At 34.9% G+C, this 25490-nt stretch carries 31 protein-coding genes and 1 pseudogene; 21 read left to right on the top strand and 11 right to left on the bottom strand.

Annotated features, from left to right (window positions below):
* Position 1 precedes the first annotated feature (1 nt).
* Entirely contained in the window at positions 2-517 is a 516-nt protein-coding gene (locus ACFEL3_RS03105) for a TIGR02281 family clan AA aspartic protease (protein WP_006279648.1), read from the bottom strand.
* Between the two features lie 134 nt (positions 518-651).
* On the opposite strand from ACFEL3_RS03105, the gene yidC reads away from it, so the two are divergent.
* The 5 genes from yidC to ACFEL3_RS03080 all read left to right on the top strand — a co-directional run bounded on the left by yidC (position 652) and on the right by ACFEL3_RS03080 (position 4578).
* On the top strand, positions 652-2361 hold the full coding sequence (gene yidC / locus ACFEL3_RS03100) for a membrane protein insertase YidC (RefSeq protein WP_265018031.1): 1710 nt from the start codon (positions 652-654) through the stop codon (positions 2359-2361).
* The gene (locus ACFEL3_RS03095; RefSeq protein ID WP_006279647.1) at positions 2339-2767 is read left to right on the top strand and encodes a 6,7-dimethyl-8-ribityllumazine synthase; all 429 of its coding nucleotides are present in this window, start codon (positions 2339-2341) and stop codon (positions 2765-2767) included. The genes yidC and ACFEL3_RS03095 overlap by 23 nt, the downstream gene beginning before the upstream one ends.
* Positions 2767-3249 carry a transcription antitermination factor NusB gene (gene nusB, locus ACFEL3_RS03090; protein ID WP_007549265.1) on the top strand — a complete coding sequence of 161 codons (483 nt, stop codon included), beginning with the start codon at positions 2767-2769 and terminating at the stop codon, positions 3247-3249. Before ACFEL3_RS03095 ends, nusB begins: the two co-directional genes overlap by 1 nt.
* A gap of 172 nt (positions 3250-3421) precedes the next feature.
* Entirely contained in the window at positions 3422-4378 is a 957-nt protein-coding gene (locus ACFEL3_RS03085; protein WP_264329805.1) for an IS5 family transposase, read from the top strand.
* A 32-nt stretch (positions 4379-4410) separates the two neighbouring features.
* Positions 4411-4578, top strand: a complete 168-nt coding sequence (locus ACFEL3_RS03080; protein WP_167471207.1) for a hypothetical protein — start codon at positions 4411-4413, stop codon at positions 4576-4578.
* Between the two features lie 121 nt (positions 4579-4699).
* Here ACFEL3_RS03080 and ACFEL3_RS03075 read toward each other — a convergent pair whose 3' ends face one another.
* The 4 genes from ACFEL3_RS03075 to yihA all read right to left on the bottom strand — a co-directional run bounded on the left by ACFEL3_RS03075 (position 4700) and on the right by yihA (position 7802).
* The gene (locus ACFEL3_RS03075; RefSeq protein WP_182282568.1) at positions 4700-5353 is read right to left on the bottom strand and encodes a hypothetical protein; all 654 of its coding nucleotides are present in this window, start codon (positions 5351-5353) and stop codon (positions 4700-4702) included.
* A gap of 63 nt (positions 5354-5416) precedes the next feature.
* The gene (dut, locus tag ACFEL3_RS03070) at positions 5417-5878 is read right to left on the bottom strand and encodes a dUTP diphosphatase (protein ID WP_006279458.1); all 462 of its coding nucleotides are present in this window, start codon (positions 5876-5878) and stop codon (positions 5417-5419) included.
* Positions 5879-6292: 414 nt separating this feature from the next.
* A complete protein-coding gene (gene argB / locus ACFEL3_RS03065) occupies positions 6293-7204 on the bottom strand; it encodes an acetylglutamate kinase (protein WP_010962459.1) in 912 nt (303 codons plus the stop codon).
* 4 nt (positions 7205-7208) lie between these two features.
* Positions 7209-7802 carry a ribosome biogenesis GTP-binding protein YihA/YsxC gene (yihA, locus tag ACFEL3_RS03060; protein WP_010962460.1) on the bottom strand — a complete coding sequence of 198 codons (594 nt, stop codon included), beginning with the start codon at positions 7800-7802 and terminating at the stop codon, positions 7209-7211.
* Between the two features lie 98 nt (positions 7803-7900).
* Between yihA and prfA the strand changes: the two genes are divergently transcribed.
* Positions 7901-8980 (top strand): peptide chain release factor 1, encoded by a 1080-nt coding sequence (prfA, locus tag ACFEL3_RS03055; RefSeq protein ID WP_007548640.1) that lies wholly within the window; start codon positions 7901-7903, stop codon positions 8978-8980.
* 27 nt (positions 8981-9007) lie between these two features.
* Here prfA and ACFEL3_RS03050 read toward each other — a convergent pair whose 3' ends face one another.
* Positions 9008-10171: a multidrug effflux MFS transporter gene (locus ACFEL3_RS03050; protein WP_010962461.1), complete on the bottom strand. Its 1164-nt coding sequence runs from the start codon at positions 10169-10171 to the stop codon at positions 9008-9010.
* 463 nt (positions 10172-10634) lie between these two features.
* Here ACFEL3_RS03050 and ACFEL3_RS03045 point away from each other — a divergent pair, with 463 nt between their 5' ends.
* From ACFEL3_RS03045 to ACFEL3_RS03015, 7 genes and pseudogenes are all read left to right on the top strand, one after another.
* Positions 10635-11564 carry an AEC family transporter gene (locus tag ACFEL3_RS03045; RefSeq protein WP_006279391.1) on the top strand — a complete coding sequence of 310 codons (930 nt, stop codon included), beginning with the start codon at positions 10635-10637 and terminating at the stop codon, positions 11562-11564.
* Positions 11565-11773: 209 nt separating this feature from the next.
* Positions 11774-11908, top strand: a complete 135-nt coding sequence (locus tag ACFEL3_RS03040) for an IS3 family transposase (protein WP_007548354.1) — start codon at positions 11774-11776, stop codon at positions 11906-11908.
* Positions 11909-12098: 190 nt separating this feature from the next.
* A complete protein-coding gene (locus tag ACFEL3_RS03035) occupies positions 12099-12245 on the top strand; it encodes an IS3 family transposase (RefSeq protein ID WP_080717648.1) in 147 nt (48 codons plus the stop codon).
* A gap of 255 nt (positions 12246-12500) precedes the next feature.
* Positions 12501-12671 (top strand): DDE-type integrase/transposase/recombinase, encoded by a 171-nt coding sequence (locus tag ACFEL3_RS03030; RefSeq protein ID WP_080717647.1) that lies wholly within the window; start codon positions 12501-12503, stop codon positions 12669-12671.
* Positions 12672-12927: 256 nt separating this feature from the next.
* The gene (rmuC, locus tag ACFEL3_RS03025; protein WP_038199773.1) at positions 12928-14259 is read left to right on the top strand and encodes a DNA recombination protein RmuC; all 1332 of its coding nucleotides are present in this window, start codon (positions 12928-12930) and stop codon (positions 14257-14259) included.
* Positions 14260-14343: 84 nt separating this feature from the next.
* A pseudogene (locus tag ACFEL3_RS03020) lies at positions 14344-14538 on the top strand (IS256 family transposase); the annotation flags it as partial.
* A gap of 589 nt (positions 14539-15127) precedes the next feature.
* Positions 15128-15271 carry a hypothetical protein gene (locus ACFEL3_RS03015; RefSeq protein WP_153296793.1) on the top strand — a complete coding sequence of 48 codons (144 nt, stop codon included), beginning with the start codon at positions 15128-15130 and terminating at the stop codon, positions 15269-15271.
* A 27-nt stretch (positions 15272-15298) separates the two neighbouring features.
* Here the strand turns inward: ACFEL3_RS03015 and ACFEL3_RS03010 are convergent, their stop codons facing one another.
* Positions 15299-16471 carry an NADH-quinone oxidoreductase subunit D gene (locus ACFEL3_RS03010; protein WP_010962676.1) on the bottom strand — a complete coding sequence of 391 codons (1173 nt, stop codon included), beginning with the start codon at positions 16469-16471 and terminating at the stop codon, positions 15299-15301.
* A gap of 275 nt (positions 16472-16746) precedes the next feature.
* Here ACFEL3_RS03010 and ACFEL3_RS03005 point away from each other — a divergent pair, with 275 nt between their 5' ends.
* The 5 genes from ACFEL3_RS03005 to folD all read left to right on the top strand — a co-directional run bounded on the left by ACFEL3_RS03005 (position 16747) and on the right by folD (position 21007).
* Positions 16747-17925 (top strand): aspartate aminotransferase family protein, encoded by a 1179-nt coding sequence (locus ACFEL3_RS03005; RefSeq protein WP_006280246.1) that lies wholly within the window; start codon positions 16747-16749, stop codon positions 17923-17925.
* Positions 17926-18013: 88 nt separating this feature from the next.
* Positions 18014-19297 carry an HlyC/CorC family transporter gene (locus ACFEL3_RS03000; RefSeq protein WP_010962674.1) on the top strand — a complete coding sequence of 428 codons (1284 nt, stop codon included), beginning with the start codon at positions 18014-18016 and terminating at the stop codon, positions 19295-19297.
* Positions 19298-19310: 13 nt separating this feature from the next.
* The gene (locus tag ACFEL3_RS02995) at positions 19311-19577 is read left to right on the top strand and encodes a DUF2312 domain-containing protein (RefSeq protein ID WP_010082293.1); all 267 of its coding nucleotides are present in this window, start codon (positions 19311-19313) and stop codon (positions 19575-19577) included.
* The gene (locus tag ACFEL3_RS02990) at positions 19570-20145 is read left to right on the top strand and encodes a UbiX family flavin prenyltransferase (RefSeq protein ID WP_010082294.1); all 576 of its coding nucleotides are present in this window, start codon (positions 19570-19572) and stop codon (positions 20143-20145) included. The genes ACFEL3_RS02995 and ACFEL3_RS02990 overlap by 8 nt, the downstream gene beginning before the upstream one ends.
* On the top strand, positions 20129-21007 hold the full coding sequence (gene folD / locus ACFEL3_RS02985) for a bifunctional methylenetetrahydrofolate dehydrogenase/methenyltetrahydrofolate cyclohydrolase FolD (RefSeq protein WP_010082295.1): 879 nt from the start codon (positions 20129-20131) through the stop codon (positions 21005-21007). The genes ACFEL3_RS02990 and folD overlap by 17 nt, the downstream gene beginning before the upstream one ends.
* Before the next feature lie 523 nt (positions 21008-21530).
* Here folD and ACFEL3_RS02980 read toward each other — a convergent pair.
* The 4 genes from ACFEL3_RS02980 to ACFEL3_RS02965 form a co-directional block, all read right to left on the bottom strand.
* Entirely contained in the window at positions 21531-21695 is a 165-nt protein-coding gene (locus ACFEL3_RS02980; RefSeq protein WP_080717620.1) for an IS3 family transposase, read from the bottom strand.
* Positions 21685-21819: a hypothetical protein gene (locus tag ACFEL3_RS02975; protein WP_375316743.1), complete on the bottom strand. Its 135-nt coding sequence runs from the start codon at positions 21817-21819 to the stop codon at positions 21685-21687. The genes ACFEL3_RS02980 and ACFEL3_RS02975 overlap by 11 nt, the downstream gene beginning before the upstream one ends.
* A gap of 114 nt (positions 21820-21933) precedes the next feature.
* Complete coding sequence (locus ACFEL3_RS02970; RefSeq protein WP_353286574.1) at positions 21934-22149, bottom strand: IS3 family transposase; 216 nt, start codon at positions 22147-22149, stop codon at positions 21934-21936.
* Positions 22150-22326: 177 nt separating this feature from the next.
* Complete coding sequence (locus ACFEL3_RS02965; RefSeq protein ID WP_010082296.1) at positions 22327-22590, bottom strand: transposase; 264 nt, start codon at positions 22588-22590, stop codon at positions 22327-22329.
* 270 nt (positions 22591-22860) lie between these two features.
* Here ACFEL3_RS02965 and ACFEL3_RS02960 point away from each other — a divergent pair, with 270 nt between their 5' ends.
* The 3 genes from ACFEL3_RS02960 (at position 22861) to ACFEL3_RS02950 (ending at position 25486) form a co-directional block, all read left to right on the top strand.
* Entirely contained in the window at positions 22861-23202 is a 342-nt protein-coding gene (locus tag ACFEL3_RS02960) for a hypothetical protein (RefSeq protein WP_010082297.1), read from the top strand.
* A gap of 39 nt (positions 23203-23241) precedes the next feature.
* Positions 23242-23883, top strand: coding sequence for a fructose-6-phosphate aldolase (gene fsa, locus ACFEL3_RS02955; protein WP_007552982.1), 642 nt, complete (start codon positions 23242-23244; stop codon positions 23881-23883).
* 337 nt (positions 23884-24220) lie between these two features.
* Positions 24221-25486, top strand: coding sequence for an ankyrin repeat domain-containing protein (locus ACFEL3_RS02950; protein ID WP_208571734.1), 1266 nt, complete (start codon positions 24221-24223; stop codon positions 25484-25486).
* Positions 25487-25490 lie beyond the last annotated feature (4 nt).

Genomic DNA, 25490 nt, shown 5'->3' with positions numbered 1-25490 from the left:
TTTAGTCGCGGTATAATATCAACTTATTATCTCTTATAGTGAAATGAAAATACCTTAAAAAGCTCATTCCAAGTAGTGAATGAGACATAGAATGAGTGTTAACGCTTGCCTGTACATCATTAATCAAAAAATTTCCTATTTTAACTTGAGGTATTTGAACCACTCCAGCTTTTATTTGACCTTTCGCAGTTTCATATATTTTAAAATCCTGAACATTTTGTAAGTTAATACCAACATGTAATGCGTCTTTTTGTGATAGAACAATATCGGTTGCTCCAGTATCAAGCAAAAACGTTATATTGCGATCATTGACTTGAGCCTGAATATAAAAGTGTCCATCATATGACTTCGTAAATTCAATACTTCCACTATTCTGACCGCTATTTTGAATTCTTCCTTTATATGGTAAAAAAGTACTGAGAAATCTATCGCTTAGTTTGTCCCTTTGTGAATCAATAAGCATTGCAGTAGTGGCTATTATTAGCAACCAAATAACTAGATTTTTCACCGCGTTCATATTGTTAAAATTTGAAGCTATTAAAATAAATTTTAAAGATCAGCGTTAAAAGTTATTATTAAAAATAAGTAAATTTCATTGTTTTAGTACAATATTTAGTATACACTTTAAGAAGATATGTTTGATTTAATTTCATGTCAGAAGCAAAAAGTTTAATTTTGGCAGCTATCCTTTCCATGTTAATCATGGTGTCTTGGCGTATTATTTATGATAATTTTTTTAGTACAAACCAAAACCAGCCATTGATTGAAAATATTGAACATATCGAATCTTTTAACGACCTTGCTCCTATAATATACCAAAATCGTTCTGAAATTATTAATTCTACTCGAGAACAGAGGGTTAGTTTAACCAATAACATGATTAAAGGATCAATTTCTCTGAAAGGTGCAAGGTTTGATGACTTAATTTTAACTAATTACCACTTAGAACCGAGTTCTTCTTCTCCACAAGTGGTGTTACTGTCACCTGCAGAATCAAAAGATGTATATTTTGCAGAATTTGGGTGGCTCGATCCGAGTAACAAGATTAAAGTTCCAGATTCTAAAGCAGTCTGGCGAGCAGATAAACTTAATCAAAAAGAGGTCAATTTATCTTGGGACAATGAGAATGGCATTTTATTTAGAATGAAAATTAACCTCGACGATAATTACATGTTTAAAGTTGAGCAAGTTGTTGAAAATAATACAAAGGATAATGTAGTTTTGGTTCCTTATGGTAAAATTAACCGTAAACGTGACAATATCAACGAATCTTATTGGATATCCCATGAAGGAGTACTGGGTGCATTTGATAATAAACTAGAGGAGTGGACATATAAGGATATTTCCAAAAAACATTTAATAAAAGCAAGCACGAGTGAAAAAAATTGGTTTGGTTTTGCTGATAAATACTGGCTCACAGCCATCATACCTGAAAAATCTGATAAAATAAATGTAAGCATTAAACACACAAACGTTAATAATACTGATAAATTCCAAGTAGATTTTGTCAAACCTTACAAGAGCATACTTCCTGGTGCAAGCGTTTCTAATGTGAATTATTTTTTTGCTGGAGCAAAAAAGTTGAATTTACTGGATTCTTATAAGGACACTCTCAATATACCCCTGTTTGATAAAGCTGTAGATTTTGGTGTTCTTTACTTTATAACTAAACCAGTGTTTTTACTGCTTGAATATTTTAACTTCGTTTTAAAAAATTTTGGCTTAGCAATATTATTGCTGACTTTAGTAATCAAATTTTTGATGCTTTCCTTATTTAATAGATCATATATTTCGATGTTTAAGGTAAAAAGCCTGCAGCCTGAATTAACTCGTATAAAAGAGTTGTATAAAAATGACAGCTTAAAGCAGCATAAAGAGACAATTGCATTGTTTAAGAGAAACAACGTAAATCCAATGTCGAGCATTTTTCCCATGCTAATACAAATACCGGTATTTTTTGCTCTATATAAAGTATTATTTGTTACTATAGAGATGAGGCATGCTCCTTTTTTTTTATGGATTAAGGATCTTTCAGCTCCTGACCCAACGAACATCTTTACATTATTTGGGTTGTTTAATTATAACTTTCCTATTTCTATAGGCATTTTACCTATAATTTTCGGTGCCACCATGATAATTCAGCAGAAGCTAAGTGAGAAAGATCAAACCAGTAAAGATGATATTCAAGTAAATGTTATGAAGTTTTTACCTTACATTTCTGTCTTTATTTTTTCTTCTTTTCCTGCCGGCCTGGTAATATATTGGATATTTAGTAATATTATAACTCTAATTCAACAGTCATTAATAAAGTTGTTTTTAACAAAAAAAGTGGTAGTAAATGTCGAGAATACTAATAGTTAATTCGATTTATTATACTGAAATAGCGAACCTTTTGCTTGAAGGTGCAATTGATAAATTAAAAGGCAGTAATGCCAGTTACGATGTAGTTGAGGTTCCTGGTACATTTGAGATACCAGCTACAATTCTTTTTGCAGTCAAGAGTGGGCATACTAATTATGATGGTTATTTAGCTCTTGGGTGCGTAATTCGCGGTGAAACCGATCATTATCAATATGTTTGTAAAGGAGTAATTGAAGGCTTAAATGAGGTTGTTATGCATTATGCAATACCCCTTGGTATGGGTGTAATTACCGCTGACAGCAAAGATAAAGCACTAGTTAGAGCTGATAAAAACAAAAAGAACGTTGGTGGCCATGCAGCCTCAACTGTTTTGCGTATGATAGATTTACACAATAAATTAAAATAATGGAGGAAAAACCAGTAGATAAAAAGTGGCGCATAAAAAGAAGCACGGCAAGATTTCTTGCTGTACAAATTGCTTATTCAAATATTTTCGTAGGTTACAACAAAAGCACTTTTAAACTGGAAAATTGTGAGCTTAAGGACTACATAAATAAGTTGAAAGATATATTTGAATGTGAAGAATTTGAACATCAGTTCTTAGAAAACTTGTTATATAAGGTTATAAAAAGCAGTGAAGAATATGATAAAATAATAGAGTCTTATTTACACCCAAGTTGGTCCCTTTCACGGTTAAATCTTATAAGCTTATCTATTTTGCGTGTTGCAATATGTGAGTTAGCTAATTGTGATACGCCAGTTCCAGTTGTCATTAATGAATATACTAACATTGCATCTGATTTACTTGATAAACCAAGCGAAATTGGTTTTATTAATGGGTTATTGGATAAGGCAAAAGATGCAGTTAAATTAAATAAAAATCCTTAGCAATTATAGCCAGCAAGCACAAGGTGTCATCCGAGTAGCTGCTGTATGAACATTGTCTACCAGATCCCAGTGCTTGACACTGGAATGGCTTTGTTGCATAGCAACTGAAAAAATCTGGTGGCTACTGACAAAATTCATTATAAAATAGCCATTTAACCTTGAAAGAAAAAATATGCCACAAAAAATGAGGGTCAGTAACCATAGCGAATATAACAAATTTCTAGAAAAAAGAGGAAATATTTTTCATTATATCAACGAAGCCATAGAAAAGTGGTACGAGAATGGTCCAAAAATACCAGGTGGCAACAATATTTATAGCGATAAAGTTGTAATTTTGGTGCACATAATAACTTGTTTATTTAGAATAGGCCTGAGGCAAACAGTTGGGTTTATAGCAGGATACCTTGAGCAAATTGGGAAAAATTTGCAAGTTATCAGCTATTCACAATCATCAAGAAGGTTTAAGAAACTCAATATTAAGATCAATGATTGCAGAATTGATAAAAATAATATGGAAGATATCGAAATTGCTATAGACAGTACAGGAATTAGTATATACAACAACACTCCTGGTCATAGCAAAGAAAATAGCGAAGATAGAAAGTATCGCAGCTATGAACAGACAAGAAAATTGCATGTAATGTTGAATACAAACAGCAAAAAAGCCATAGCTGTGAAATACAGTAACGGTGTCTACTCTGATCACTATGGAGCTTGTGATTTGCTAAAAGAAGTCGATTTTCAGTATGTCATAAAAGTACTATATGCAGATAGGGCATGTGATAGGCACAAGTTTTATAAGTTGTGTAACGAATATGATATAAAGACAAAAATTCCACCAATAAACAATGCGGCAGAACATCCAGAAATAGATTATATGTCTGACAGGAATGCTGCTATTAGGTTAATAAAATTATACGGTGAAGATGGCATGAAAGAATGGAAAAAAGAAGTAAATTATGGGAAAAGATCTTATATTGAAGGGTTTTTCTCAAGATTAAAGCAAATATTCGGATTTAGTTTTAGGAATAAATCTGAGATAAATCGAGAAAAAGAACTGCTAATCAAATGCTATTTGCTTAATAAATTCACTGATATTGGTATGGCTAAATTTGAGATAGTTACATGAATTTACCATAAATCACCATCTCATAAAGTGTGATGCAACAAAGCCATCCCAGTGTCAGCTACTTGGATGACAAGAAAGGGAGCACTGGAATGACATTATCTGTTGTGCAATTTACCTTCAAAAATGAATGTTTGTACAGTTATGTGTCAAGCACTGGGATGACAAGAAAGGGAACACTGGAATTTTTGTTTCAGCATTAGCCATGCATCTAAACAGATACGTTGCCTTGAGAATCGCAACATCCATGCAGTTATGCGCGTAACACTAAAAATCAAAAAAAACAAAGAGGCAGACTTAATCTACCTCTTTTATTTCACTTGGCTATACTGTCTGTTGTTGAGAAGCAACTTGTTCAACAATAAGTGAGCCTAAATAAGTGTTAACCCCTTTAGCACCATCTTTGTCTAAACCTAATGTTTTATTCCACTTTGTTTCATTTACTGCCTCGAACTTACCTTCATCGTTTTTCTCTTTTAGTGAACCTATCTCGAAGAGTAAAGTATTGCCTAGCGTATTGGTAAGCTGATTAATATCAACAATAATACGGTAGTTCTTGCCTTCTAAGCTGAAGGCTATATAATGTTTACCCTTTTCTACCTTACCTTCTTCATCTTTAACTTGGTTATTCCTTGCCATTTCCTTAAATGTGTCTTTTGTTACTAGCAATGCTGTTTCTTTACCGTTTTTTCTATCGTTATTAACAACAATCTTCGGAGCTCTCAACTCAGATATTTCATTGTTTTTGCTGATAGCGTACATTGCTGAACTAACCAGTGCAACAGCAACAATTGCTAATATACCGATTCCAAGTGGTGTAGCTGCAAAAGCTGCAAGTGGAGCAAGCGTGCAAGTTGAAGACACCCAATATGGTGCTGAAAGTGCTACTGCTGCGCCTATGACATACAAAGAAGTAAGTGCAACAAGTGCAGTATTTGTTTTGTGGAATTGACCACAGTGATTTTTGAAAGTTAGCATAAACGACCTCAAATATTAATATGCTTAAATAAAAAAACTGTCATAGTCAAGCTTTTTCGTAAGCTACCTGCCGCTTGAGCCAAAGCCCCCTGCATTGCGACCGGTTTCTTCTGCGCAGAATTCTTCTCTGTCATCCCAAATTACCTGAGATACAGGAGAAATAAGGATTTGTGCGATTCTATCTCCTCTTTTTATTTCGTATGGCTGATTACTTAGATTAATTAGACAAATTTTAACTTCACCTCGATAATCAGAGTCTATAGTGCCCGGAGAATTTAAGACAGTGATTCCATGTTTTGCAGCAAGACCAGAACGTGGGCGGATTTGCCCCTCAAAACCGTTTGGTATTGCAATCACAATTCCAGTTGGAACAAGTAATCTTTCAAGTGGATTTAAAACAGCAGAATCATTCAATGCAGCATAAAGATCCATGCCAGCACTCTGCGTAGTTGCATAACATGGAAGAGACAAGTCTTCTCCGTGTGATAATCTTTTTATTTCTACTTTAATTTTACTTCTTTGCACTCCAATTTACCATCTATGAAGACTCAATTATAGCATGTAAATTGTATCTGCAAAAGTGATAAATGTAAATGATGTCATTCCAGCGCGTGACGCTAGGCCATAAAATTCCTTGACAAGTTCAGTGCTCCTTTTTTTGTCATCCCAGTGCCTCTATGATGTCATTCCAGTCTGGAATCTAGTCCTTATTATGCAGCCACTTGGTTGAAATTAAGTCTTCTGGATCCCAGTGTCTGGGCACTGGGATGACATCATAAGGGCGCTGGGATGACACCCTGACAACCGTCATCCCGCTACTTGTTAGCGGGATCTAGAGATACCGCGAATGAATCGCGGTATGACGTAGATTGTTGTCATTCCAGTGTCAGCTACTTGAATGACACCCTCTTGGTATTCGTGTAGTTGCAAGCAGTATAGCTATAAATCACTCACAATCGATATGCTTGAATTACTCTCAGTAAATAAATCAAGCATAATGTTAGATATTCTACCATCAACTATGTGAACAACTCCAGCACATTCCTCCGCCATTTTAACGTATGCCATAAGCCTTTCAATAAATTTTTCCCCTTTAATTTTCCCACAATCAATCGATGCATTTAAATTTTTAACAGATATCTTCCTGCCACCAATTTTATCTATTTCTTCATCTGTGTCACTCAAGATTATCATTTTAGATGCAGAAACTGCGATTGCGATTGCGCTTGCAGTGCTATCGGCATCAATATGATATGTTTCCCCATCTTTTCCATGACCAATTGGTGCAATAACTGGTATAAAATCTGATTCTTCAATAAAAAATAATATATCAGGATTGATTTCAGTGGGTCTACCGATGAACCCCATGTCTAATATCTTTTCGATATTATTTGATCTATCTTCTCTAAGCGTAGCGGTTATTTTTTCGGCTTTAATTAAGTTACCATCTTTTCCACATAATCCAATAGCTGAACCACCAGCAGAATTTATATACTGAACAATTTTTTTATTAACTGAACCACACAGTGCCATTTCAATGATTTTCATAGTGTCTTTGTCTGTAAGTCTGATACCATTCACAAACTTACTGTTCATATCCAGCATTTTTAACACTGAGTTAATTTCATATTCTCCGTCATGAATTATTACCGGATTTATACCAAGCTGCTTCAACAAGACAACATTATGCACAAAAGTATTAAATAGTGTTTCATCTAAGATTATTGTACCACCGCATTTAATGACAAAAGTCTCGCCTACAAAGCTAGGTATGTTAGATAGCACTTCAAGTAATATTTCTGCTTTTTGTTCAAATGATACCTCACCCTTTAAAAATTCACTACTCTTCATTTTTTTATCTTGTAAACTTGAAAAACTCATCTCTTACCTTGGTTATTTTATGCTTAACACGGATGCTCATTTGATGAATTGACACATTCTCATTATTAATCCATTTTTGAATATCTTCTATAACAGCACCTAAGCTTTTTTGACTTACTTTATCTATTTTTGTTAGCACAATGTTAAAGTTAATGTTATTATATATTAACCAATAAATGAAGTCTTTGTCTATTTCTTTTAATCCTACCTTGCTATCTATCAACACAAACACTCTTCTTAGATTTTCTCTTTGAATTAGATAATACTCAATTAAGTTTAAATATTGTATAATTTCCTCCTTGCCTGCATGAGAGTAGCCATACCCTGGTAGATCAACAAGTCTGAACTTATCATCGTACATAGAGTAAAAATTTATTTGTCTAGTGCATCCAGGTTTAGAGGAAACTCTGGCAGCTTTTTTGCTGTTTATCAGTAAGTTGATCAGACTGGATTTTCCTACATTTGATCTACCAGCAAACGCAATCTCTGGAGCCGACTCATTTGGTAATGATTTTATATCCGAAGCTCCAAATATGAAATTGCAGTTTGATGTTATCTGTTTTGCCATTATATTCAACTAGAAGGTAGTAGGTATATTATAGTGTTATTGCTTGATATAAGAAATTTTTTATTTCAGTATATATTACTTAGCTAGATCTGTGCTATATGGATATGGAAAATAATTTACAAGACTTAAAGAAAAAATTTAATGATATAGAGAGGAATTTGGAAAATCCTACCAATTTAAGTCAAAAAGAATTCATTACCCTTTCAAAGGAATACTCTGAGCTCAGGCCAATAATCAAGATAATTGATGAATATAACACGCTGAAAGAGGAAATTTCAGACTTAGAAGAAATAATGAAAGATGAAAACAGCGAAGGTGATATAAAAGAGTTAGCAAAAGAAGAATTTTTCGAAAAGCACAAGGTATTATTACCAAAAATAAAAGCAAAATTAAAGTTAGCATTATTGCCCAAAGATGAAGATGACTCAAGAAATGCAATATTAGAAATTAGAGCAGGTACAGGCGGAGAAGAAGCAGCATTATTTGCAGCAATGTTATTTCGTATGTATCAAAAATATGCAGAAAGAAGAAATTGGAAGTTCGAGCCAATAAGCATTTCTAATACAGGTATAGGTGGATATAAGGAAGCTTCTGCACTCATTAATGGAACAGAAGTTTTTGCAAGGTTGAAATTTGAATCAGGAGTGCACAGAGTACAGAGAGTGCCAGAAACTGAATCTTCAGGAAGGTTGCATACCTCTGCCGCTACTGTTGCGATATTACCTGAAGTAGAAGAAGTTGACTTTAAAATAGAAGAAAAAGACTTACGAATAGATGTTTATAGATCCAGTGGTCCTGGAGGGCAATCAGTGAATACAACTGACAGCGCAGTAAGGGTCACCCACTTGCCAACAGGGATAGTTGTGATACAGCAAGATGAAAAATCGCAGCATAAAAATAAAGCTAAAGCGCTCAAAGTATTGAGGGCAAGGCTATACGAAATTGAAAGACAAAAAAAAGAAATGGAAAGGTCAACAATGAGGAAAAGTCAGATTGGCTCTGGTGATCGTTCCGAGCGCATAAGAACATATAATTTCCCACAATCAAGAATAACAGACCACAGAATTAATCTAACTTCACATCGGCTAGAGCAGATTATAAAAGAAGGCGAACTAGATGAATTTATTGAGGCATTAATCTCACGTAATGAAGCAGAAAGATTGGCAGGGGAAAGTTAGCAGCCTACAATGGAATATCTTTATTAATTACATAGGATCTTTTAAACGCAATAGATAGACAGTAAAAACAAGTTCTAGTACTATCGCGGATAAAACAAGAACAGCTACACTAATTGTTTGACCATTGTAAATGTAGCTTGTTAAGCCGATAAAAATAGCCATGATAAAAGCTCTAATGAACGAGACTGCAGAAGAAGCTGTGCCTTTAATTTCAGGGAAAACATTTATTGATGCATTAAAAATCACTGGCTGGAAAATTGCACAACCGATAGAAAAAATAATCATAGACAGTGTTACTAAGTAGAAAGAGTGGGGTACAATTATACTGAATATTACAAGCAATAGAGACCCAATAGCACCCACGCTCGTACCAGAAATTACACACTTTATTGCTCCAAGTTTCTGCAAGATTTTGCCAGCAAATAGACTGATGAGTGAGAAGCACCCAACTATTGCACCTTGATGTAGTGCATAAATAGTGCTAGATAAACCAAAAGTCTTCATATACAGAAAAGGTCCACAAGTAATGAATGACATATACGCAGCAGAAAAGAGGCTTGACATCAAAGACAACGTAACAAACCTCGGATTAGATAGTAGTTTTCTGTAATCTTTCATCGTTTTTTTCAAACTGAAAATATCGCGGTTCTTTTTTGTTTCTGGTAACGCTAAAAGCAGCAAAACCCAAGAGATCAAACAAAGTATTGCAACAGTTGCATAATTACCACGCCATCCTACAATTTCATTGATGAAACTGCCTAACACTGGCGCAATTGCCATGACAACTGTAAGAACAGAATTCATGATTCCAATAAATTTCACCGCTTCGTCGCCTTTGTAGCTGTCTGCAACGATTGCAAACACAACTACAGATGTGCTAACACCAATGCCCTGAACAAAGCGAGAGATTAAAAGCCAAAAAATCGACGGTGCAAAAACACAACCAACAGCGCCGATTAATAACAAAGTGTTACCTATGATCATAATTCTCCTTCTGCCATAGCATTCAGACAATGGACCAAAAAACAACCCTCCTATGCAAAAGCCTAGGAAATTATAAGCAATAGTTAATTGAATTATGCCTTCCGGTACGTTAAAATAGTGCACCATATCAGGAAAACTAGGTACGGAAATGTCAATTTCAATGAACTTGGCAATGAGAGACAGGATTAACAGAAATGGTAGTAACATTTGAGATTTTTAATTAATGAATAAAAATATCACATTTAAAGCGTTGAAAGAAAACATTTTTTACTGTTATTAAAATGGTTAGAAACACCTCATGTGAAGGAATGGTGGATAAATTGGACACTAGGGTTAATTAAAGAAAAATATGACAACTATGTTAAAGCTCTTACTCTCTGTCCTAACTTTACTTATTTCCTCTTACTTTTTCAACAGTCCGTCTAAATTACTACAAGCAGTTTAATTTTTAGTAAATATGTCATTATTCAAAAATATGCAAGAAGCTTTACAGAAACTTAACATAATTTTATCATACAAATGTCATTCTTAAGTCCTATGTAAAAACAAATTTTGGCACTAATTTAATTAACTATGAGCTGGATAAATTGGAAAATAAATTTTGTTTACTTTTACAACACCTTAAGATCTAATGTCACTTTATCAATCAAAAATATTACAATAGGCTAGTATGTTCCTTACTCTTTTTCTCAAAATATTACCTATTTATATTACAATATTTATTGGTTACTTAGCAGGAAAATATCTTAAAATTGATAGAAACACTATATCTCAAATACTTTTTTATATAGCTAATCCAATAGTGATTTTATATGGAGTCTCTCATACAGAAGTTAACTTAAAAGTAATTTCTCTGCCGATTTTGATATGGTTTATAGGTAGCACTATGTCCTTATCAGTGTATTATCTTTCTTCTTTTTTATTTAAGGATAACACAAGAAACATATTAGCATTTAGCTCGGGCAGCACAAGTATGGGTTATTTTGGCCTGCCGATTGCCATGGCTTTATTTGATGAAGATTCAGTATCTGTATATGTTGTTTGTTATATAGGAATGGCGCTATTTGAAAACAGCTTAGGATTTTACATAGCTGCAAATGGTATTTATACCGCAAAAGAATGCATATTAAAGTTGTTCAAACTTCCTTCGCTTTATGCGATGGTTCTGGGCTTCTTTTTAAGTATATACGATATACAAATACCTACTTTTTTAACAGATGTTATGATGAATATTAGAAGTACATTTGTCACATTAGGAATGGTGCTACTTGGAGTGAGCATTGCGAATATTGCAAGCTTTAAAATAGATTGGAAGCTTGCTTTGATCACTATTACAGCAAAGTACGTATTCTGGCCACTGTTTGTTTTAGGAATTGTCCTTTTAGACAAGCATGTTATAGGTATATACGATGAGAGCATATATAAAGCACTGATGTTGCTGGCTATTATTCCAGTTTCTGGGTCCAGTATAATACTTGCTAATATTTTGAATTATCAACCAGATAAAGCTACTCTGTTGCTTCTAATCAGTACTGCAGTGGGACTGTTTTATGTTCCACTAATAATATCATTATTTTTTACTAAACTTGTTCCTTTTTGATCAAAAAATTAAGCGCTTGCACAACCATTATTTGGGTAACAACACAAGACATTGATAAAACTTGAATTTATAGCTAAAGCAACTTCTACAATTTGGTAACCCGTCATCCCGCTACTAGTTAGCGCCGCGGCGGTAAATTGACCTTACCCAGAAAAAGTAGAGAGAAAGTTAAGACGTTTTTGGAGTAAAATAAAACGTTTTTTCAAAATATGACAAATAGAAGAGAATATACAGCAGAATTCAAATTAGAAGCTGTTAAGCTGGTTAAAGAAACAGGTCAAGCAAGTACAAAAATAGCAAAAGATCTAGGTATAGATGGCAGTATGTTAAGTAAGAAAATATGATGGAAAAATGTCTGTAGCATACGCATTTCCAGGCAAAGGCTCCTTATGACAAAGAAAGATTTGATCTAAAAAAAGAGCTAATAAGAGAAAGAGACATCTTAAAAAAAGCCCTGGGCAAAGAAAAAGAGTAAAGTATTCTTTTATATAGAAATTGCTATAAAACACAGGAACTATGTAGGGTTTTGTACTGGTGGTATGGGTTGCTAAGGAAAAAAGCAGTAAAGAATTAGCAAAAGAAGGGCTTCTAGCAGATATTCAAAAAATACATCAAGCTTCTAAATGCAGATATGGAGCCCCTAAAATTCACGCTGAATTAAAAGCTTTAGGCAAAAATTAAAACAGTACAAAGTGTTATGCAAGAAAATGGCATTAAAGCCAAGTTTAGACGAAGGTTCAAAAATAAAAAACAGCAAATAAGCAACCGAGTTGTGGCTCCGAACACATTGGATCAAAATTTTACTACTGATCAGCCAAATAAAGTTTGGGATTACCTACATAAAAACTAAAGAAGGTTGTTGGCGGCAATAATTGACCTATATTCACGCATGGTGGTTAATGAGTAACATGATAATTAGTTATAGATTCTTTATTGATGGCCGTTGATAAACGCAAACCCGATAAAAATCTGCTGTTACATAGCGATCAAGGGTCACAGTATACCTCTCAAAATTACCAATTTCTATTGAATACAAAAAACATCATTTCCAGCATGAGCCATAAGGGCTGTTGTTACGATAACTCTGTTGCAGAAAAGTTCACTTAAAAGGGAGCTGCTTATTGATACTTCTCGCTCAACAAACCAGAACTACCATATTTGAATACATAGAAATCTTTTATAACAAATAACGTAGACATTCTACTATTAACTATTGCATTCCTGCACAATTTATTCTCATGATAAAAACGTCTTAACTTTCTCTCTACTTTTTCTGGGTAAGGTCACCTCTTTAGGTGCTCCTTTTTTCTTTCTTATACACACAAAAATCATATAGAATTGTAAATACAGCTTTTTTATTCTGATGCTTTTCAATTCTATAGCTCTGGTTGTCTCTCTATTACTATTTTTCTACATTATCGTAAAAAAACTGAGCGAAAAGAAAGCAAACCTTGAGGGTAATTTATGTAAATTAGAGCAAGAACTTCAAGAAACAAAGCAAACTTTGCTTACGAAGAATGAAGAAATAGTTGATTTAAGGGTCAAAAAAGCAGAACTTGAAGTAACTCTGCAAAAAGAACGTGAGGAAAAGAAAAAGGAAATAGAATTACTAACAAAAGCAGAGGAGAGATTAACAAACACTTTTAAAGCGCTCTCTCTTGATGCTTTGCAGACAAATAACAATAATTTTCTGAACTTAGCAAAGGAAGTAATCGATAGTAAATTAAAAGAAACGGAAAGCGATTTCAAAAAAAGACAAGCAACGATCAACGAAGTTGTAACTCCAATAAAAGAAAAATTAGAAAAATTTGATAATGAAATACGCGAGCTGGAAAAAGAGAGGGTAGGGGCCTATGAAGGTTTAAAGGAGCAAATTGGAGCGCTGATGAACCAAACTTCCAGCCTTGCTAATGCCTTGAGAAAGCCTCACATCAGAGGAAAGTGGGGTGAAATGCAACTCAAAAGGGTGGTAGAAATGGCGGGAATGATTGAATATTGCGATTTTTTTACTCAGCCGTCAGTGGTTGATAAAAACGAGGATAATTTATTGCGTCCTGATTTAATAATCAAAATGCCATCTGGAAAGCAAATAATAATAGATGCTAAAGTGCCGCTTGATTCTTACATGGATGCTATATCACAAAATGATTTGCAAATACAAAAGGAGAAATTAAAGAATCATTCCCTGGCAATAAAAAAACACATAAATGATTTGGGTAAAAAAGAGTATTGGAATCAATTTGAAAATACGCCAGAACTTGTGGTGCTTTTCTTAACAGGGGAGGGGGTTTTTAGCGCAGCACTGGAATATGAGCCTGCTTTGATAGAGATTGGAGTGGAAAAAAAAGTGATCATTGCAACACCGATCACTCTAATTGCGTTGCTGAGAGCAATAGCGTATGGATGGAAGCAAGAGATGATAGCTGAAAACGCAAAGAAAATCAGTGAACTAGGTCATATTTTATATGAGCGCATTTGCACAATGGGTGAAAACTTTGATAATTTGCGCAGGAGCTTAAAAAGTGCTGTTGATCATTATAATAAAACTGCTGGCTCTCTTGAAGCAAGGGTGTTTCCTGCTGCTCGAGAATTCAATAAGCTTGGTATACATGCAAAAAATAAAAGTTTAAGTGCTGCAAAGGAATTAGAGTCTTTACCACGCAGTTTACATACTGAGGAGCTGAAAGTAGATTAGGCATCTTAACAGGGAATGTTCAAAAAAGTGTGTCAAACCAAAAAAAAAGTAATAAATTGATATAAAAAAAATGGAGGTTTGACAATGAGTCAGAAAGTAGTAAACAGAACTACCGGTTTGGTAGATTACAAAGAACTGGAAGCAAATATACTGTCATCAATAAGGGAAGGCAGACCATTAACAGGAAGGGATGGAGCATTTACACCATTTATAAAAAAGCTGCTGGAGGCAAGTTTGGAAGGTGAAATAGAAAATCACTTATTAGCTGAAAGTGAAGAGAGGGTTTGGTTGGAAGAAGTGGAGTAGCGAATGGATATACAAAACGCTGGGTCTATATTCAGACTATAGAATAAGGTATTACAAACCGAAAGCATCACCAGCACAATATGTTATAAACTTTGGTAAAGAATCTGCTAGGAAAGCGTAGTGCGGATGCTGCGTTTGACGAGGCGGGAGCTGGAAACGTTAACATGGGAATTTGGATTGAGGCCTATTGTGAAAACAATGGATCAGCCACCAAACCCTAAAGTAGGCGCGCCAGTTCTTGACCCTACATATTTTTTTGAAGGTTAAATCCAGCTTAGGGTCGAGAAACTTAGATAAAGCCATAGCCAAAGTGTTTAAAAATATTAATAATTATACACACAATTATTCAACCATATTTTTGAAGATAGCTATGCCGCCGCGGTATCTCTTAGCCGCTAACAAGTAGCGGGATGACGATTGTTGGTAAATCTAAGTCAGTTTAGCTATAGGCAGCAATTTTCTGTATTTATTTTAAATTGAAGGAAGCTCAAATGAAAGATCATGTTTTGCTAAAAATCACAGAATGCAGTCTAACAGTGAACGGTTACGCTTTTGATCAAAAATGTTGTATAGTACACAATCAATTTTTCTGGATCCAAGTAGTCAAGGCACTGCCTTTGTGTTTGAGGCAAAATCGGCTATAACACTTAACATACTGCCTTTGCAAACAAATGTTCGTACAGTTATGTGTCAGCTACTTGCATGACGCCATTGCCTGAACGGGTACCAATGATTACCTATCAATCTCACCAAAAACTATATCGAGTGAGCCAATAATTGCTGCAACGTCAGCAAGCATGTGTCCTTTTGCCATAAAGTCTAAGGCTTGTAAATGCGCAAAGCCAGGTGCTCTTATTCGGCACCTATAAGGTCTATTGGTACCATCTGAAACTATATACACTCCAAACTCACCTTTTGGTGCCTCAACAACTGCGTAAGCCTCACCTTCTGGTACGTGATATCCTTCTGAATAGAGCTTAAAATGGTGAATCAGAGCTTCCATAGATTTTTTCATCTCTGCTCTTGACGGTGGAGAAATTTTTCTATCTTCAGTTTTTATTTGCCCTTCAGGCATTTTCTCTATGCACTGCTTCACCAAACTGATAGATTGCCTAATCTCTGCCATTCTAACTAGATAACGGTCATAACAGTCGCCATTTTGGCCGATCGGTATATCAAAATCTAGTTGATCATATATCTCATATGGCTGGCTTTTTCGCAAATCCCAAGCAAGCCCAGCAGCGCGCAACATTGGGCCACTAAAGCCCCAATCAAGTGCCTGTTTAATTGATATTTCACTAATTCCTACAGTGCGTTGCTTCCATATCCTATTTTCTGTTAAAAGTTCATCAACATCGTCTATATATTTTGGAAATTGCTCTATAAACTTTGCAATATCCTCAATCAAATCTTCTGGAACATCTGCTGCAATTCCACCTGGCCTGATGTAAGCTGCGTGAAACCTTGCACCTGAAGCTCTTTCGTAAAATTCCAGTATTTTTTCTCTTTCTTCAAAGAGCCATAAAAGAGGGGTCATTGCTCCAACATCAAGTGCTTGAGAAGAAACGTTCAGTAAATGATTTAGTATTCTCGTCAGTTCACAAAACAAGACACGTAAATACTTTGCCCTAATTGGCACTTCACATTGCAACAATTTCTCCACACAAAGTGAATATGCATGCTCTTGTGACATTGGTGATACGTAATCAAGGCGATCAAAATAAGGCAAAGCTTGAAGATACGTTTTATGTTCTATTAATTTTTCAGTACCGCGGTGCAAAAGCCCAATATGGGGATCTGCCCTCTCGATCACTTCACCATCCATCTCTAAAACAAGACGCAACACTCCATGTGCAGCTGGGTGCTGAGGTCCAAAATTTAACATCATTGTCTTTAGATCGGGCATGTCCAGTAGTTTAAGATATTAAAATTGTATAGGCTAAAGTGCGCTCAAAGTCAATAAACTTCTTGCATAGGCTACAACTATCATTCAATAGAAACAAAAACTTTTACAATGGCTAATAAGTGTTGGTAAAACCAAGTCACTTTAGCTATAGAATGACAAAAAAGGTTTGCATTAGCCAAATTTTTAGTTGAAGTAGCATAAGAGGTTAAAGGAAAAGCTTTGTGTTAATGGATTCATTTCAGGTATAGTATAGATAATACCACAATACTTATAAAATGGATCATGTTGTTAATGCGTATAATAGACTTGACACTCCTATAGTCAGGGGAGAAGGGGCATATCTTTTTGATAAAGATGGTAAAAAATATTTAGATTTTGCTGCAGGTATTTCTACAACTTCTTTAGGGCATTGTCATCCATACATTACAGATAAGCTGAAAGAGCAATCGAGCTCATTATGGCACTGCTCTAACATTTTCACTATTCCCGAGCAAGAAAGGCTTGCCGAGCGTTTAACAACCCTTACTTTTGCAGATAAAGTTTTTTTCTGCTCAAGTGGGCTTGAAGCAACAGAAGCTGCAATTAAGTTTATTCGTCGTTACTTTTATTCAAAAGGGCAAGCAAAACGTAATCGTATTATTACAATTGAAGGAGGCTTTCATGGCCGCAGTATTGCTGCAATTTCTGCTGGAGGCAATGAAAAATCACGCGAAGGTTTTGCTCCGCTCCTTTCTGGTTTTGATAAAGTGCCAAGAAATGACATTAAAGCATTAGAAGAAAAAATCAACAATGAAATAGCTGCTGTATTTTTAGAGCCCATACAAAGCGAAGGTGGAGTATATCCACTAGACGTAGAATATCTTCAAAAAGTAAGGGAAATAACAAAAGCTCAAGGAATAATTTTGTGCTTTGATGAAGTGCAGTGCGGATATGGACGCATCGGTTCTTTATTTCATTATCAAAATGTCGGCATTGAACCTGATATGCTAACCTGTGCGAAGGCTATGGGTAACGGTTTTCCTGTAGCTGCATGTTTAGTGAAAGATTATATAGCAGAAGCAATTACTCCAGGAACTCATGGATCAACCTATGGTGGCAATCCACTTGCCATGACTGTTGGTAATGCAGTGCTCGATATAATGCTAAAAGAAGGCTTTTTTGATCATGTTAAAAGAATTAGTAAATATTTAAAAGAAAAGCTGTTGCTTTTAGCTAAAGAATTTCCTGAGATGATTTTAGAAGTTCGTGGAGAAGGGTTACTAATGGGAATAGAACTAGCAACTCTTGTAGCTGATAAAATTATTAGTCGATCTCTTGATAAAGGTTTAATAATAACTAGGGTTTTAAACAACAAAGTAGTAAGGGTAACCCCACCACTTATCATTGAGGATGAGCATGTGAACGCAGCGTGTAATATGCTTTATGATTTGTTTTTTAAGATTAAAGGTATATAAAATTCGGCAATATAAATTCAGGCTTGCAAATGCCTCTCATAACATGTAAAATTAATTTTATTTTTTATCACAATAACATCGTACTTTAATGGATTGGTTATTGGTCTTAGTATCATCAGCAATTTTTGTTTTGTTAGTTTTATCGTTTTTGTTCTCAGGAGCAGAAATAGGCTTAACCTCAATTAGCCGTTCTCGAGTTAATAAGCTAAAGCTAGACGGTAACAAAAAAGCCAGGGTAATAGATCGCTTATTAAATAGGAAAGAATTGACAATAGGAACGGTATTGCTCGGCAATACAATTATTAATATTACTTGCTCTGCTTTATTTACAGCAATATTTATCAATCTTTTTGGAAATGAGGGCATTCTCCTATCAACAATTATAATGACATTTTGTATTTTATTGTTCTGCGAAGTTCTACCAAAAACTTATGCTATTCAAAATCCTGAAAAATTTGCATCATTTTCTGCTTATTTTGTATTGTTTTTTGTAAAGATTTTTTCTCCATTGACACTAGGTATTCAATTTATTGTTAACCTCATCCTAAAATTATGTGGGCTGCATAAAGATAAGGAAGTGATATCTGCAGCGGATGCAATGCGTAATATGATTACTCTTCACCGCAGTGAAGGAACTATGTTGCAACAGGATTTAGATATGCTAAGCAGCATACTTGATTTGGCTGAGACAGAGATATCACAAATTATGACCCATAGAAGAAACCTATTTTCTCTTGATATAGATCGGAATAAAGAAGAGTTAATAAGAGAGATTTTAACCAGCAGTCACAGTAGAGTACCTTTATGGCAGAAGGAACCAGATAACATTGTAGGTGTAATTCACGTGAAAGCTCTAATAAATGCTTTGCGTGAAAAGAATAATAAAGCGGAAGAAGTTGACATTACCCAAGTTATGTCAAGGCCTTGGTTCATACCAGAAAGTACACCGCTCAGCGTGCAACTTCACAACTTCCGTAAGAACAGGAAACACCTTGCATTTGTTATTGATGAGTATGGAGCACTGCAGGGAATTGTAACTCTTGAGGATATACTGGAAGAAATAGTTGGAGAAATTTCGGATGAACATGATTTGATTACGGAGAATTTTATAAAGAAAATATCTGATAATATGTATCACATAGAAGGAAAATCTACTATTAGGGACATTAACAGGCAGTTATACTGGAATCTCCCTGATGAAGAAGCTACAACTCTAGCAGGTATGATTGTGAATGAAATAGAGCGCATTCCTGACGAAGGCGAGGAGTTTTCCATGTATGGTTTTCGCTTTAAGATTTTAAAAAAAGATAAAAATATTATTACTGTTGTTGAAGTGCAAGTAAAAATTGGTAATATTAGTGGCAGCAATTAATTAGTGGAGTTTCATGGAAGATACAGTAAAAATAACGGCTGAAGAGTTGAAGGGTTACATAGAGAGAATCGAAAAACTTGAACAAGAAAAGAGGGATGTGCAAGATCACATTCGTGATGTATATGCAAAAGCCGCAGATGAAGGTTGGGATATAAAAGTGATGAAACAAATTATTAGGCTGAGGAAGATGGATGATGATGACAGAGAGGAACAAGAAATATTGCTTGATACCTATAAACGTGCATTGGGAATGAGCTACGAAGAAGAGTTAAGTGAATAGCAGAATTGTAATTGGAATAAGTGGAGCATCTGGTTCTATTTACGGTGTGCGTATTTTAGAAGCGTTGAAAGACGTCGATTATGAAACTCATTTAGTGATAAGTCGTGCTGGGAAAGTAACTTTAGCTCACGAGATTAAAGAAAAACTTGAAGATATTACATCACTTGCAGATTTTTACTATTCTGAAGAAAAGATTGGAGAAAAAATAGCAAGCGGCTCATTTAAAACCTCAGGGATGATTGTAGCACCATGCTCTATGAAGACAATGTCTGAAATCGCATCAGGTGTTACTTCCAATCTATTGACAAGGGCTGCAGATGTAACGCTAAAAGAAAGAAGAAAGTTAGTTCTTATGGTGCGAGAGTCACCACTGCATCTTGGGCATTTACAAAATATGTTAAAATTAACGGAGATGGGAGCAATTATTGCTCCACCAGTGCCTGCTTTTTATATTAAACCGAAATCGTTGGATGATATTATTAATCATTCTGTTGGCAAAGTATTGGATTTATTTGATATCAAATTACCCGACTTTAAGGAGTGGCAAGGAAGTGACAATTATTATTGATGGTAAAAAAATAGCAAACGACCTATGTGAGAGGCTATCACAAAAAATTGATATTTTAAAGAGAGAGTATAACATTTTTCCTTGCCTGAAAGTAATTCTCATAGGTAGCAATCCAGCAAGTCAGGTTTATGTTCGCAACAAACAGAAAAAAGCAGAATCAATAGGCATAAGTTCTGAGACCATTGTTTTGCCTAATAATATTTTAGAAGATGAATTAATTGAAAAAATCAATGAATTAAATGAAGATCCATCTGTGCATGGCATTTTAGTGCAATTGCCTTTACCAAATCATATTAGTGCAAGCAGAGTAATTAACACAGTAAGTGTTGAAAAAGATGTAGATGGCTTTCATGATGAAAACGTTGGCAAATTAGTTAAAGGTGAAAAAAACTGCCTTATACCTTGCACTCCTAAAGGTTCTTTGCATTTAATTAAGTCAATTGAAGAGAACCTTTCCGGTAAAAACGCAGTGGTAATTGGTAGGTCAAATATCGTGGGCAAGCCAATGTTTTACCTGCTATTGCAAGAAAACTGCACTGTCACCATCTTGCATTCACAAAGCAAGGATTTAGCTGAATATTGCTCTAAAGCGGATATAGTAGTTGCAGCAGTCGGAAAGCCAAATTTTGTTCAAGCAGACTGGATAAAGAAAGGTGCAATAGTGATCGATGTTGGCATAAATAGCGTTAACGTAGGAAAGCTTGTAGGTGATGTTGACTTTGAAGGAATAAAAGGGAAAGCCAAAGCTATGACCCCAGTACCCGGGGGCGTTGGCCCAATGACCATTGCATTTCTAATGATGAACACTGTTATTGCTGCTTGCTTGCAAAAGGGAGTTGATGCTTCTGATTTCATTAGTTGAGGTATGAAGAGGAAAGCTATATGAAGATAGAATGTACCATATCACAATTAATAAAAAATTGAGATTTTTGAAATTCCTCAGTAGTCAAATTTATTAAATATTTAGGATCATCATCTATTCTTTTTTCTCTACAAGTATAGCTAAAGTGGCTTAGGTTTACCTACAATTTGAAAAACAACAAATTCGTCATTCCGCTACTCGTTAGCGGAATCTATGCTGAGATACCGCGGCGGTATGACGTAGGGAAACCTTTCTTGGGTTAGCTATAGTTAGTGGAATTGCAAAGTTTCTAGGCATAAAAAGCTTTGAACCTAATATATGAGCCAAACTTGATTTTCCAACCGTAGATACACCTGTAATAAAAATAATAGTCTTCATTTTGTGAATTTACTTGCTATATGAACTATCGGAGAAATTTTTTTATAGTTTATAGTATCTGACCTTACCCAGAAAAAGTGGAGAGAAAGTTTGGAATGTTTTTCACAAAGAGAATGATGAATCAAAATGCTCAGGAATGCAATAGTTAATAGTGACGTTGTTTGTTATAAAAAATTTCTATATATTCAAATATAGCAGTTTTGATATGCTGTTTAGAGTGCCGAGAGGTGTCTATTGGTAACTCCCTTTTTAGAGAACTGAAGAAGCTTTCCACAACAGAATTGTCGTAACAACAACCTTTATAACTCATCTATGTTTTTTATGGATAAGAGATATTGATAACCTTGCGAAGTATATTGTGAACCTTGATCACTATGTAATAGTAGATTTTTGGCAGGTTTACGCTTGTTAACGGCCATTAATAAAGAGTCCATAACCAATTGTTTATTTATTGAACTGCTCATTAACTACCATGCGTGAATATAGATCGATTATTGTTGCCAAATATAGCCATCCTTCTTTGGTTTTTATATAAGTAATCCCATACTTTATTTGGTTGATCGACAATAAAGTTTTGGTCTAATATATTGGGAGCTACTGTCCGTTTGTTGTTTCTTAATTTTAAATTTTCTTCTCAATATAGCCTGAATACCATTTTTCTGCATAATACTTTGCACTGTTTTTAAGTTGCAACTTTTACCCAAAGCCTTCAATTCAGCATGAATTTTAGGAGCTCCATATCTACATTTAGAAACTTGATATATTTTTTGAATAGCTGCGAGTAGCTCTTTATTTGCTGATTCTCTACTGCTTATTTTTCTTGTGGTCCACTTATAGTAGCCACTAGCAGAAAATCCTACATAATTCCTGTACTTTATAGCAGTTACTATGCTCTTTTATAAAAAAATATTTTACTCTTTTTGACTGGCCAGGGCTTTTTTTTAAATGTCTCTTTCCCTTGTTACTCTTGCTAACTCTCTTTGTAAATCAAACCTCTCTTTGTCGTAAGGAGCCATGTTACCTCTACCTGGAAATGCATTTGCCGCTGACTTTTTTTCGTTATATTTCTTCATCCATTTTCCTAATACACTATCCCTTATTCCTAGATCTCTTGCTACTTTTGCAACTGGTTGACCTACCTTTCTTTGTTCATTTGCCAGCTTAACAGCTTCCAATTTGAATTCTGCCGTATATTCTCTTACCATTTCTAATCCTCCAAAATTTTATTTTACCCGAAAAAACTCCTTTCTTTCTCTCCACTTTTTCTGGGTAAGGTCAATATACCAGTGCCGAAAATAGTTGACAAAGATTGTGTATACTTATTACAATTGTTTGGGTACCAGAAGTTTTTACGGCAACAAAGTATGCACTAACTATAAGTAAGGAAGACTTTAAGCAGGCAATAAAAAAAATGAAGTAACGTTTAAAAGAGATTGAAGGAGAGAAGAAAAAGGTAAAAGGGAATACGGCAGAAAATGAATCTTATTACAAATAGCATAAAGGGCTTTTATTCTAGTGTTAAATCGGACCTAGATTGGCAAGCCAAACGTAGTCTTATTAGAACATTAGTAAAAGAAGTCAACATTGATCTTGATAAAGTAGATGTAGTATTTAAGATCAAAGAACTTGAAAACCCCGCCCAGAATGGACAAAATCAAAAGATGGTACATTGTCTAAGGGGTCTGGGCACTGGGATGACATCTTTTTTCTTGGTACAAATTACTCTTATGTCTCAATATTTGTACAGTTGTGTTATCGGCTGTTTGATGTTTACAACGCAGAAAGTTCATAAGGTTGTAAGTCAAGCGGTAGGATGACAAGATTTTGCAAGGGTATTTTTTTTATAGGAGATTAATATGGAAATTTTTCTTGATAGCGTTGATTTAAATGAAATTAAAGGACTAAAGGAGTTCATTGACGGCATAACAACTAATCCTTCTTTAATAGCAAAGTCCGGGCGTAAAGATAAATACGAGGATTTAGTGCGTGAAATATGCTCTATTATAAAAGGGCCTGTTAGTGTTGAAGTTGTTGCAGATAGCCATGAAGAGATGATCACAGAAGGTCTGAATTTAGCAAAAATTGCTGATAATGTTGTGATCAAATTACCTCTTACACATGAAGGATTAATTTCTTGTAAAAAGTTATGGACAGAGCATAAAATACCTGTTAACATCACATTATGTTTTTCTCCTGGACAAGCACTGCTTGCCGCTAAGGTCGGTGCTTGTTTTATTTCCCCCTTTGTTGGTCGCCTTGATGATATAAGCTATGATGGCTTATCGCTAATAGAAGATATATGTACTATATATTCTAATTACGGTTTTGATACTAAAGTTCTTGTTGCATCAGTGAGAAGCCCAGCGCATGTAATAGAAGCTGCAAGGCTTGGTGCTGATTCAATTACTGTGCCAGCAAAAGTACTTAGACAATTAATTAATCACCCACTTACTGACCAAGGGCTAGCAATATTTGAAAAAGACTGGGGTGTAAAATAATAGACGGTTACAAATGAACATAAAAATTGGCGTATCCGTTCAGGCAATGGCGTCAACTTAAGAGCCTTCATTAGCAAACTCTCCTAAAGACATGATGGCGTTTGCTACCTTATTGCGGCTGCCCTGGTCGAATTTTAACTTTATAGCTAACCCAAGAAAGGTTTCCCTACATCATACCGCCGCGGCGCTAACGAGTAGCGGAATGACGAATTTGTTGTTTTTCAAATTGTAGGTAAACCTAAAGCTATAGAAAAAAAGAAGAACCAGTTTCTTAGTTCTTCATTGACATAATCCACTTCATATGCCTTAATAAAGTTTTATAGCTTGGTAGGAAATAGTGGGATCAGAATTTGAAGAAATGCTAAAGGAAATATTACAAGAAATTAATGATCAAGGCTTCAATAAAGATAATATAATTGATAAAATTAAGGATAAGCTGCAGGAAAAGGACCCACGCGTATACAACGGGTGGAAAGATAACAAGTTTGATATAGATCACCTGTTTTTACCAGGTATCATGTTGCGTATGATAGCTAAAGATACAAAATTAACAGGGTTCTTTATAGAATATGAAAGGACTCTTTTATATGTTGCTGCTGAACATGGGCACATACAAATAGTAGAAAATCTATTAGACAATGGAGCGAAAACCGGTATAAAAAATGGATATTGCAAAGAAGCTCCTTTACATGTTGCTGCTAAACATGGACACATACGAATAGTAGAAATTTTGTCAAAAAAAGAAGCAGATATCGATCTGAAAAATAGGTATGGGGAAACTCCTCTACATTATGCAGCTAAGTATGGACATACACAGGTATTAGAAAATCTATTGGGAAGAAGCACTAATGTTAATGTGCAAAGTGAAGTTGGAAGAACTCCTTTACATGATGCTGCTAATAATGGTCATATAGAGGTAGTAAAACATCTTATAAAAAAAGGGGCAGATGTTAATGTGCAAAGTAAAGTTGGAAGAACTCCTTTACATAATGCTGCTAATAATGGTTATATAGAGGTAGTAAAACATCTTATAAAAAAAGAGGCAGATGTTAATGTAGTGGACCAATATGGAAGAAGTCCTTTACATGATGCTGCTAAGCATGGTCGTATAGAGGTAGTAAAACATCTTATAGAAAAAGAGGCAGATGTTAATGTGCAAAGTAAAGTTGGAAGAACTCCTTTACATAATGCTGCTAAGCATGGACACACACAAGTAGTAGAAGTTTTACTAAAAAAAGGAGCAGATGTTAATATACAAGATCGAGGAGGAAGAACTCCTTTACACTACGCTGTTCAGCGTGGATACCCAAAGCTAGCAAAACTTCTACTAAATGATGGTGCAGATCCATCATTTATTCATAGATCTAAAGCTATAACAGCAGGAGTTGCTGTGGGTATATTAGCTGCCATTGTTACTCCATTAGCACTCGTTTACGCTACTGCATTACCTGCACTAGCAATAATTGGAATTACTGTAGCATCTGCACTGATAGTTGGTGGAATTTCCTATGGGGCTGCGTATAAGTCATCAGAGCACTCATTAAACAGTAAGCTAAGTGAGGTTAGATGCAGTAATGTTGATGGAAATAAACAAACTGTATAACCAT

It is taken from the genome of Wolbachia endosymbiont (group A) of Opomyza germinationis, assembly GCF_964264765.1.
GTDB classification, from domain to species: domain Bacteria; phylum Pseudomonadota; class Alphaproteobacteria; order Rickettsiales; family Anaplasmataceae; genus Wolbachia; species Wolbachia pipientis.
Note: the sequence above shows the minus strand (reverse complement) of the source record. Positions and strands in the feature narration are given on the sequence as shown.